Source organism: Acidocella sp., from assembly GCF_052326845.1.
GTDB lineage: Bacteria > Pseudomonadota > Alphaproteobacteria > Acetobacterales > Acetobacteraceae > Acidocella.
In genome coordinates this window covers 1-9,227 of sequence record NZ_JBKQJR010000048.1, presented here as the reverse complement: position 1 = coordinate 9,227, position 9,227 = coordinate 1, and the positions used below count along the sequence as shown (strand labels likewise).

Here is a 9,227-nt window from a genome sequence, read left to right as displayed (position 1 = left end):
CGTGTTCTTCGGGTGGCTGTGGGTGTGAATAGTCCGAAGCTGCCAGCAATTCGACCATTGTGTAGCGCGGCTGACCTTGCGGCTCGACAACGAGCCTGCCGTGGTCCACAGCGAGCCCGACCTTAGCCCCGGCCGTCAGATGAAGCACATCGAGTAGCGCCGGCGGCACCGCCAGCATGATTGATCCGCCGACTTTTCTGAGATTTGTGGTGTGCATGGGTATAGCTCCATAGGTTATATTAAAATATAACTTATGGAGTGTCGATCTGCAAGCGATTTTGCGGGCTTAGGGCTCCGCCCAACACAGGCCGCGGCCGTAGCAGGGATGGTCTTCTAGCGGCTTAGGCGGCGCTCAGCCAAAGCCGGGCGCTCGACCGTCTAGAACAGATACCGCCGGCCGAGCCCAAGCTGGCGCATGACATGCGCGTTGACGCTTATGGCAATGCCATCATCGAGGCTGGGGCGGAAACCGGGTTGGCCGAGAGCACGTTTCCAGCCGATTGCCCCTGGTCCTTCGAGCAGATGATGGCCGATGATTTCTGGCCGGAAGCCTGAGCAACACCTTAAAATCCAGCGATATCTCGCGGACTCTATCTCCGGCCTGAACGCCGGAGCTTGCGGGCCTACAAACCGGGTCATTGATCATTTCGGAGATTCCGCAACAGGGATATCTGTTTTACTGAAATCATCCCCTTTAAAGAGAAGGGCTGCTTTATGGGCTTTTGTGCTGGCATAGGCGAAGCAATCCCCCATATTCAGGGAAGCCGGATGCCTGCCTTTGCCGAAGTCTGCATAAGCCTGCGCGGCAGTTTCGTATTCACGCTCTCCAATGGTGGCCAGTTCTATGCCGTGGGCATCGATGAAGCTCTTGATCGTGGTACGGGCCGTGCTCACGGTGAAGCCGTAGCTCCGGCATAGCCCCGCCGTAGTTTCCCAGAGGGATATTGGCGAACAAAGGCGGACGCGATGGGTGGCGAGAATATCCGCCAGCATGTCAGCATCGTCTTCACCGGCCATCATAGAAATCATGGCTGAGGCGTCGATGAAAATCACGGCTCACCCGACAGGTCATCGAAAAAACCCTTGTCGGCCTTCAGGCCGGTGGGCGGCGGAAAGGGATGGATCTCACGCCAGGCCCTTATGCGTTCGCGCAGCGGCTTTTCGTTTTGGCCGCGGGCAAGTTCAGCCGTAACGGCGAGCTTAACGGCGTCTTGTTTGGTCAAGCCCCTAGCTTTCGCCAATTGGGCTACAAGCTCGGCGGTAGCATCATCGCGGATATACAGCGGCATGATCCCTCCAAGATATTTTGATATTCTTTTTCGAATATTTGAATATCTTTGCCGATGCAAGCAAATTCAGCACTCGGCTAGGGGGGATGCAACCCGATCGGCTTCGTGGCGCATTCTTCTTCTGTGGGCCGACGAGTCCCACGTTTAAGCGTTGCCTTGAGGCTAGAGACGTCAATCTTCACGGTACTCATCGTCTTACCATCGATGCCTCTCTCCATGTCCCTGGTCCTGTAACAAGACCAGACTGGACTAAGTCTGGTTAAAGGGGCCATTTTAGCATTTCTTGGGGACCATTCATGCAGATCGTCAACATGCACGCTGCCAAAACCCATCTCTCCCGTCTGCTTGATGCTGTGGCATACGGCGAGGAAATCCTGATTGCCCGTGCTGGCCGGCCAGTTGCCCGCCTGGTGCCGTTGCGGGGCGCAGTTGTGCCACAGCGGCGCCAACTTGGCTGGCTCGTCGGCCAATTTACTGTGCCGGATGATTTCGACGCACCGCTGCTAGCGGACGTCTTGGGCGGCTTTGAGGGCCGTTGATGCGCCTTCTCCTCGATACGGCTCCTATAAACCTGTCTAAAACTACGCATAGGTAGCTTTCAGGTCAGTGCGTCGTCCGAGCAGTGCTGACGACGACTTCGCGGCAGGAATCGCACCTGCCGGCTCCGAGTTAATGAGCTGAGACAGGAATGTTCCATCCTGGTTCAGTAATCTCTCTGCCGCCGGATCCAACGATCTCGCGGCAGAAGATCGGCGTTTCGCCGACCCGGAGCGCCCTGCAAGAGCCGCTTTTCTGCTTCGCGCCAGCTGCGCCTACGACACCCATACATGCCTCCGCCCAATCCTTGCAGGCTGGGAGAGGGTGACATGGACATCGCCGCCAAGCGTAATGCTCGGCTGACGCGGCAGACGCTCCGACAGACCCGTGCCGCGCCTGACGATCGCCAGGGCGGCAGAGAGGTGAACCGACACGCCGTAGCGTGCGGAGAATTTGGTTGGGCCAATCAACGACGTGTACGCCGGATTGCGCTCGATCACGCGCACGCCGCGGCGGGTGGCGCGGGTGCGGATCATGACGCCGATCGGGGCATAAGCCAGTGCCGACAGCATGCGCGCGTAGCTCGGTTTGGTGCTGGTTTCCAGCTCAGCCTTCTTTTTACGGAAGTCGAAACTCTCCAAGACAATGGGGACACAATGCGCGCGCGCCATGTCGACGATGATCTTGGCCGCGTCGCCGTAGACGGTCTTGCGTCGATCGACCGAGGCACCGAGCACAACCGCCGCCGACTCCTGGTGCCCATCAACAATATACCGCCGGCAGAAGTCGAGGAACGCAACTACGCCGCGCCAAACGCGCAGCCAATGACAGCGTGACTCAAACAAAACAGCCTCGGGCAAATCCGGGGCGGTTCAGATCCGTCAAGAACTCAAGTGTTGGCTTTCCAACGAACTGATCACGCCGTGCCGGAAGATGCCGTCAGGTGCGGCAGCTGCATCCAGGCGGGAATGCGCGATGTCAGCCGGGCATCCCCGGCAGCAAGCACCTTCTCCACAGCATCCAGCCGCAACATGGCCAGCGCGAGATTGCCGGCCGAAGAGCGAATGTCTCCCACCTCATGGCCATCGGCCATCACCGGCGTGCCGGGGGCTGCGCCAGGCACGCTGAGTTCCACCGGCACCAGCCGGCGCTTCACCAGCCCGCGGTATTTTGTCCGCGCCGTCAGCTCCTGGCCCATATAGCAGCCCTTGTCCCAGGCGATGCCGTGCAGCTCGTCGAATCCGGCCTCCAGCAGCAGCGTCTTCTCCGGTTCCAGGTCTGGCGCGCCGTCGGGCAGGCCGAGCGCGATCCGGTGCGCGGCGTAATCCGCCGCACTGGCATTGGCGGCGAGCGGGGCTTCGCTCAACAGCCGCCATCCGGCTTGCTCCAGTCGCGGGTCGGGCGCGGAGATCGCCACCTCAGGCGGCACGCCATCCCAGGCGGCATAAACGCCGTAAGCGGAGGAGGCATCCTCCAACTCCACCTGGGCGCGCAGCCTGTAGCGCCGTAGCTTGGTCAGCAGCCCGGGAATGTCCGCCCTGGGCGCGTCCAGCAGCAGCGCATCCGCATCAGCAAAGATAAAGAAATCGGAGAGATACTTGCCCTGCGGGGTGAGCAGCGCGGCCCACACGTCGCAGCCCGGGGCGGCTTTCGTCACGTCGTTGCTGACCAGCCCGTTGAGGAAGGTGATGCGGTCGGCGCCACGGAGGGCGAGCACGCCGCGCTGCGGCAGATGAGCCAGTTTCGTCATGATCAGAACATGGCGGCGCGGCCGACCCGGGGCAAGCCCGGTTTGCGGCGGCGGGCAAACGCGCTAGACCCGGCCCGGCATGAAGAAGATCCTGTTCATCACCTCATCGCGTATCGGCGATGCGGTGATCTCCTGCGGCATTCTGGAGCAGTTGCGGCTGGAAAACCCGCAGGCGCGCTTCACCATCGCCTGCGGCGCAGTGGCCGAGGGGGTGTTCGCCCGCTTCCCGGCGCTGGACAGGCTGATCGTGTTCGAGAAGCGCCCCTATGCGCTGCACTGGCTGGCGTTGTGGCGCCAGGTGGCCGGGCATGTCTGGGATCTGGTGGTGGATATACGCGGCTCGGGGCTGTCGCTGTTCCTGGCGGCGCGGCGGCGCAAGATCCTGAAAGGCGGGCGTCGCCCGGGGCGGCGCTACCAGCAGCTCGGCGCGGCGCTGGGGTTCGACCCCGCCCCATTGCCCGTGGCCTGGACCGCCCCGGCGGATGACGCCAAGGTCGCGTCGCTGCTGGGCGAGGGGCCGGTGATCGCCCTTGCCCCCACCGCCAATTGGGATGGCAAGATCTGGCCGCCGGAGCGGTTCGTCGAGGTGTTCCAGACGCTGGCGGCGGAGATCCCCGGCGCGAAGGCCGCTGTGTTCGGCGGACCGGGAGCGGATGAGGCCCGCCGTGCCGCCCCCGTGCTGGCCGCGCTGCCTGGGGCGATCGATTTCGTCGGCAAGCTCAGCCTGCCCGAGGCCGCCGCCTGCCTGCGCCGGTGCGAACTCTTCATTGGCAACGACTCCGGCCTGATGCATCTCGCCGCCGCGGCGGGCACGCCGACACTCGGCCTGTTCGGCCGTTCCAAGGCCAGCGAATACGCCCCCGCTGGCGCCCGCACCGCCATCGCCGTGGCGCCGGGGCCGGAGGGCGACGCGCCGATGGCTGGGCTCCAGGTGGCGGATGTGTTAAAGCTGGCGCGGACTCTATTATGCGCATAGCCCAGGTCATGGCTGGCGCCGCCAATGGCGGGGCCGAACTCTTCTATGAACGCATGACCGGCGCCCTGGCCCGCGCCGGGCAGGATGTGCTTCCCCTCATCCGCCGCGAGGATGGCCGCTCCGCGCGCCTTGCCGCCATGGGCCTCACGCCGGTGCAATTCCGCTTCGGCGGGCGGCTGGATTTCGGCACCCGCCCCGGCATCCGCCGCACGCTGCAAGAGTTCAAGCCGGACATCGCCATGGCCTGGATGAGCCGTGCCGCAGCACATCTGCCACGCGGGCCGTGGGTGAATATCGGCCGGCTCGGCGGGTATTACGACCTCAAATATTTCCGTGCCTGCCGCTACCTCGTCGGCAACACGCGCGGCATTGTCGACTACATCACCGGCACCGGCTTCCCCGCCGAGCGTACTGCGTATCTGCCCAATTTCGTCACCGATTTCGCGGGCGAGGCCCCTTCCTCCCGCGCCGGGCTGGGCATCCCCGAGGGCGCGCCTTTGTTGCTCGGCCTCGGGCGGCTGCACGCGGTGAAGGGGTTCGACACGCTGATCCAGGCCATGGCCCGTCTGCCGGATGTGTATTGCGTGATCGCGGGCGAGGGGCCGGAACGCCCGGCTTTGGAAAAGCTTGTCGTCGAGCTGAAGCTGGGCGAGCGGGTGAAGCTGCCCGGCTGGCGGCGGGACACGGGGGCGCTGCTGAAAGCGGCGGATGTGTTCGTCTCCTCCTCCCGCCACGAGCCGCTGGGCAACATGGTGCTGGAGGCGTTCTCGGCCCAGACCCCTGTGCTGGCGGCGCGGGCGGAGGGCCCGAGCGAGGTGATCCGCGACGGCGAGGATGGCGTGCTGGTGCCGGTGGACGACGCGGACGCGCTGGCAAGCGCCGCGCGGCTGCTGCTGGGCGATGCCGGGCTGCGCGCCAGGCTGGCCGCCGCCGGGCGGGCGCGGTTCGAGCGCGAGTTCGCAGAGGCGGCGGTCACCGCCACCTGGCTTGAGTTCTTTGCAGGGGTCACGCGCTGATGTGCGGCATCGCAGGCATTTCGTTCACCCCCGGCGCCAAGGCCGACCGGTCCATGCTGGACCGGCTCACCGCGGCGCTGGCACATCGCGGGCCGGACGGGCATGGCCAGTTCATCGGCGAAACCGCCGCGCTGGTGCATACGCGCCTCGCCATCATCGACCTGGCCACCGGCGGCCAGCCGCTTCACGAGGGTGCGCTCAACCTCGTCGCCAATGGCGAGATCTATAATTACCGCGAGCTGCGCGAGACTTTTCGCGGCGAGTACGCCACGCAGAGCGATTGCGAGCCGCTGCTCAAGGTCTATGCCCGCGCCTGCTTCACTTATACCGAGCATCTGCGCGGCATGTACGCCATCGCCATTCATGACGGCGCCTTCCACACCCTGACTCTCTCGCGCGACCTGTTCGGCATGAAGCCGCTTTATGTTGCCAAGGGCGCAAGCGGGTTCGTCTTCGCCTCGGAGCCGCAGGCCCTGCTGGCGGCGGGGGTGGTGCCGCGCGGCGTGGAGCGCGGCAAGCTGGGCGAGTTGCTCAACCTGCAATTCTGCACCGGGGCGCAGAGCATTTTTCCCGGCATCCAGCGCGTGCTGCCGGGCGAGACACTGACCGTCCGCGCCGGTGAGTTGAAAGGTCGCAAGCGGCTCGCTTTCCCCAATCCGCACAACGCGCCGGACAACGAGGAAGACGCGCTGGAGAAGCTGGATGCGGTTCTGGAAAAGGCGGTGGACCTGCACCAGCGCTCGGACGTGCCTTACGGCATGTTCCTCTCCGGCGGGATCGACAGCGCCGCCATCCTGGCCCTGATGGCTAGGCTCAACACCAATCCGGTGCTGGCCTTCACCGCCGGGTTCGACGTGCCCGGCGTGGCCGATGAGCGCGACGCCGCCGCCGCCATGGCAAAGAGCGTGGGGGCCCGGCACGAGCGGGTGGAGATCACCCAGGCGATGATGTGGGAGCACCTCCCCGAGATCGTCGCCTGCATGGACGACCCGGTGGCGGATTACGCCATCATCCCCTCCTGGTTCCTGGCGCGGGAAGCGCGGCGGGATGTGAAGGTGATCCTCTCCGGCGAGGGCGGGGACGAGATGTTCGCGGGCTATGGCCGCTACCGCGCGGCGTCGCGGTTGCTCTTCCCCAAACCCATGCGCGCGCGCGGCGTGTTCGACGGGCTGGACGTGCTGCGCCACCCGCCCAAGGGCTGGCGCGAGGGCATCGAAGCGGCGGAGCGGCAGGCGGGGCAGAACCTTTCGCGGCTGAAGCAGGCGCAGATGACCGACATGGCCGACTGGCTGCCGCATGACCTGTTGCTCAAGCTGGACCGCTGCCTGATGGCGCATGGCATCGAGGGCCGCACCCCGTTCATCGACAAAGAGGTGGCGGCCTTCGCCTTCTCCCTGCCGGACAAGCTCGCCGTTCGCGGCGGTTTGGGCAAATACCTGATGCGCCGCTGGCTGGAGAAGAACCTCCCGGCCGCGAAACCCTTCGCCCGCAAGCAGGGGTTCGACGTGCCGGTTGGCGCCTGGATCGCAGCGCAGGCCAAACCGCTGGCCGAGCTGCTCCCGCGCCAGCCGATCATCGCCGAACTGGCGGATGCGGCGGCGGTGCGGGCGCTGCTGGCGCACGCCGATGATAAGCGTGCCGGTTTCGCCGCCTGGGTGCTATTGTTCACCGCACTCTGGCACCGCCGGCATGTGCTGGATTTGCCCCCTGCGGGCGATGTGTTTTCGACATTGAGGCAGATATGAGTTTTGATCTTCTGATCCGTGACGGCGTTGTGGTGCTCCCCTGGGGCGAGGTGCAGGCCGATATCGGCGTGAAGCACGGCAAGATCGCCGCCATCGGCAAGAATCTTGGCGGGGCGGCGGAGGAGTTCAACGCCGCCGGGCTGCATGTGCTGCCCGGCATCATCGACCCGCATGTGCATTTCCGCGATGGCGGGCAGGGCGGCATTCCGGGTGTCGAGGACATGCGCTCCGGCTCCCTGGCCGCAGTGCTTGGCGGCGTGACCACGGCGCTGGACATGCCCAACACCAAGCCGCCCACCGTGGATGAAGCCACAGTGCGGACCAAGTACGAGTACATCCCCGGCCACACCTATTGCGATTTCGGCTTCTACGTTGGCGCCACCAAGGAGAATGCCGACCATGTGGGCGAGCTCGAAGAAATGCCCGGCGTCTGCGGGGTAAAAGTGTTCGCCGGGTCTTCCACGGGCGATCTGCTGGTCGAGGATGACGAGAATATCGAGCGCGTACTGCGCTCCTCGCGCCATCTCGTCGCCTTCCACGCCGAAGACGAATACCGCCTGCGCGAGCGCAAGCCGCGCTTTTCGGCGGGTGACCCGTATGCCAGCCACGCCGAGTGGCGCGACCCGGAATGCGCCTATCGCGGCGCCCGCCGTATCGCCGCGTTGGCGCGCAAGACCAACAAGCGCGCGCATATCCTGCATGTCTCCACGCTGGAGGAGTTCGCCTTCATCAAGGAGCACAAGGACCTCATTACCGGCGAGGTGTTGGTGAACCATCTGCTGCAATGCGGGCCAGAAGCCTATGAGCGCCTGGGCGGTTATGCGGTGATGAACCCGCCGATCCGCTCCAAGGAGCATCAGGATGCCGCCTGGGCCGCGATCGCCGATGGCACCGCCGACACCATCGCCTCCGACCATGCGCCGCATTCCGCTGAGTCCAAGGAGCGCCCCTGGCCGACCTGCCATTCCGGCCTCACCGGCGTGCAGACCCTGCTGCCGCTGATGCTCTCCCAGGTGAATGCTGGCCGCCTCTCGCTGCTGCGGCTCGTGGACCTGATGTCCGCCGGTCCGGCGCGCATCTACGGCGCGGTGGGCAAGGGGCGCATCGCCGCCGGGTATGACGCCGATTTCTCCATCGTCGACATGAAGGCCAAGCGCCGCATCGAGAACAGCATGATCGCCAGCCAGTGCGGCTGGACGCCCTTCGCCGGGACCGAATGCACCGCTTGGCCCATGGCCACCATCATCCGCGGCAACGTGGTGATGTTCGAAGGCGTGGTGCCGGGCGAGCCCATCGGCAAGGCGCTCACCTTCCGTCACTGAACTGGTTCTGGCGGCCGTTTAGGTGTGGTTTTCGGTGCCCCCGTGCTCGAAAACCATACCTATCCCACTCGCCGAAACCAGTTCATCCAGAATGGGGTAGCGTCTCAGTATAAAGCTTCGGGTTTCGGAGGATCCCGCGCCTCAGTCGATTTTCAGACCATCGCGCCAAGCCATGACTTCAAGCTCGCCGCGCACAGCGTCTTCGATTGGAATGACAGGTCTCGCCTGGAATTCGAATGCGGGGAGCATAGAGCAGAATTTGTGCACCGTAACCGGATCGTCGCAGTCCGCTAGCATGTAGCCTCCCCAGTCACCCACGCGGATGACGAAAAGCTCGATCTTGAAATTGACAGGCGCCTCCCACCGGCGAAACACATCGAGTATACGCTGCTGCGCTTTCTCGTACTCTATTGCTGAACCTTGCGGACGCTCCAGCCAAGTGATCATGTATTTCATGCGAGTTTCTCCCGTTTCTGCGGCCGAACTCAAACCGGGTGCGGTCTCGGCTCGCGCAGGGGATGGATGTGACCGCGAGAGAATAGGCTGCGCGTTTCTGCGGCTCTTCGCAAGCCGGAAGGCGCAGGTCTGCTTG

Annotated in this window: 11 protein-coding genes and 1 pseudogene; 6 read left to right on the top strand and 6 right to left on the bottom strand. The window is 64.6% G+C overall.

From position 1 onward, the window contains the following. On the bottom strand, positions 1-217 hold a 217-nt coding region (locus ACLPJJ_RS03245), incomplete at its 3' end, for an AbrB/MazE/SpoVT family DNA-binding domain-containing protein (protein ID WP_443589423.1). A gap of 155 nt (positions 218-372) precedes the next feature. On the opposite strand from ACLPJJ_RS03245, the pseudogene ACLPJJ_RS03240 reads away from it, so the two are divergent. Next, positions 373-555 (top strand): annotated as a pseudogene (locus tag ACLPJJ_RS03240) (DUF29 family protein); the annotation flags it as partial. A gap of 87 nt (positions 556-642) precedes the next feature. Here the strand turns inward: ACLPJJ_RS03240 and ACLPJJ_RS03235 are convergent. Continuing rightward, a complete protein-coding gene (locus tag ACLPJJ_RS03235) occupies positions 643-1,053 on the bottom strand; it encodes a type II toxin-antitoxin system VapC family toxin (RefSeq protein ID WP_443589421.1) in 411 nt (136 codons plus the stop codon). After that, positions 1,050-1,289 carry a type II toxin-antitoxin system VapB family antitoxin gene (locus ACLPJJ_RS03230; RefSeq protein ID WP_443589419.1) on the bottom strand — a complete coding sequence of 80 codons (240 nt, stop codon included), beginning with the start codon at positions 1,287-1,289 and terminating at the stop codon, positions 1,050-1,052. Before ACLPJJ_RS03230 ends, ACLPJJ_RS03235 begins: the two co-directional genes overlap by 4 nt. Positions 1,290-1,585: 296 nt before the next feature. Between ACLPJJ_RS03230 and ACLPJJ_RS03225 the strand changes: the two genes are divergently transcribed. Continuing rightward, positions 1,586-1,828: a type II toxin-antitoxin system Phd/YefM family antitoxin gene (locus tag ACLPJJ_RS03225; RefSeq protein WP_443589417.1), complete on the top strand. Its 243-nt coding sequence runs from the start codon at positions 1,586-1,588 to the stop codon at positions 1,826-1,828. 273 nt (positions 1,829-2,101) lie between these two features. Here the strand turns inward: ACLPJJ_RS03225 and ACLPJJ_RS03220 are convergent, their stop codons facing one another. Both ACLPJJ_RS03220 and ygfZ read right to left on the bottom strand, forming a co-directional pair. Beyond that, complete coding sequence (locus ACLPJJ_RS03220) at positions 2,102-2,563, bottom strand: IS200/IS605 family accessory protein TnpB-related protein (protein ID WP_443589416.1); 462 nt, start codon at positions 2,561-2,563, stop codon at positions 2,102-2,104. A 179-nt stretch (positions 2,564-2,742) separates the two neighbouring features. Continuing rightward, positions 2,743-3,576 carry a CAF17-like 4Fe-4S cluster assembly/insertion protein YgfZ gene (ygfZ, locus tag ACLPJJ_RS03215; RefSeq protein ID WP_443589414.1) on the bottom strand — a complete coding sequence of 278 codons (834 nt, stop codon included), beginning with the start codon at positions 3,574-3,576 and terminating at the stop codon, positions 2,743-2,745. A 79-nt stretch (positions 3,577-3,655) separates the two neighbouring features. On the opposite strand from ygfZ, the gene ACLPJJ_RS03210 reads away from it, so the two are divergent. Genes ACLPJJ_RS03210 through ACLPJJ_RS03195 form a run of 4 tightly spaced genes read left to right on the top strand, consistent with a single transcriptional unit; the run spans position 3,656 to position 8,635 of the window. Beyond that, complete coding sequence (locus tag ACLPJJ_RS03210; RefSeq protein WP_443589412.1) at positions 3,656-4,552, top strand: glycosyltransferase family 9 protein; 897 nt, start codon at positions 3,656-3,658, stop codon at positions 4,550-4,552. After that, positions 4,543-5,568 (top strand): glycosyltransferase, encoded by a 1,026-nt coding sequence (locus tag ACLPJJ_RS03205; RefSeq protein ID WP_443589411.1) that lies wholly within the window; start codon positions 4,543-4,545, stop codon positions 5,566-5,568. The genes ACLPJJ_RS03210 and ACLPJJ_RS03205 overlap by 10 nt, the downstream gene beginning before the upstream one ends. Then, entirely contained in the window at positions 5,568-7,313 is a 1,746-nt protein-coding gene (gene asnB / locus ACLPJJ_RS03200; protein ID WP_443589410.1) for an asparagine synthase (glutamine-hydrolyzing), read from the top strand. Before ACLPJJ_RS03205 ends, asnB begins: the two co-directional genes overlap by 1 nt. Then, positions 7,310-8,635, top strand: a complete 1,326-nt coding sequence (locus ACLPJJ_RS03195) for a dihydroorotase (RefSeq protein WP_443589409.1) — start codon at positions 7,310-7,312, stop codon at positions 8,633-8,635. The genes asnB and ACLPJJ_RS03195 overlap by 4 nt, the downstream gene beginning before the upstream one ends. 141 nt (positions 8,636-8,776) lie before the next feature. On the opposite strand, the gene ACLPJJ_RS03190 is transcribed toward ACLPJJ_RS03195, so the two are convergent. Beyond that, the coding region (locus tag ACLPJJ_RS03190) for a DUF3303 domain-containing protein (RefSeq protein ID WP_443589408.1) at positions 8,777-9,227 on the bottom strand (451 nt) is incomplete at its 5' end.

What these genes read in the sequence shown, in the direction of transcription:
- ACLPJJ_RS03230 (WP_443589419.1), bottom strand. Translation starts at nt 1,289, where the DNA reads ATGCCGCTGTATATCCGCGATGATGCTACCGCCGAGCTTGTAGCCCAA.
- ACLPJJ_RS03225 (WP_443589417.1), top strand. Translation starts at nt 1,586, where the DNA reads ATGCAGATCGTCAACATGCACGCTGCCAAAACCCATCTCTCCCGTCTG.
- ygfZ (WP_443589414.1), bottom strand. Translation starts at nt 3,576, where the DNA reads ATGACGAAACTGGCTCATCTGCCGCAGCGCGGCGTGCTCGCCCTCCGT.
- ACLPJJ_RS03210 (WP_443589412.1), top strand. Translation starts at nt 3,656, where the DNA reads ATGAAGAAGATCCTGTTCATCACCTCATCGCGTATCGGCGATGCGGTG.
- ACLPJJ_RS03205 (WP_443589411.1), top strand. Translation starts at nt 4,543, where the DNA reads ATGCGCATAGCCCAGGTCATGGCTGGCGCCGCCAATGGCGGGGCCGAA.
- asnB (WP_443589410.1), top strand. Translation starts at nt 5,568, where the DNA reads ATGTGCGGCATCGCAGGCATTTCGTTCACCCCCGGCGCCAAGGCCGAC.
- ACLPJJ_RS03195 (WP_443589409.1), top strand. Translation starts at nt 7,310, where the DNA reads ATGAGTTTTGATCTTCTGATCCGTGACGGCGTTGTGGTGCTCCCCTGG.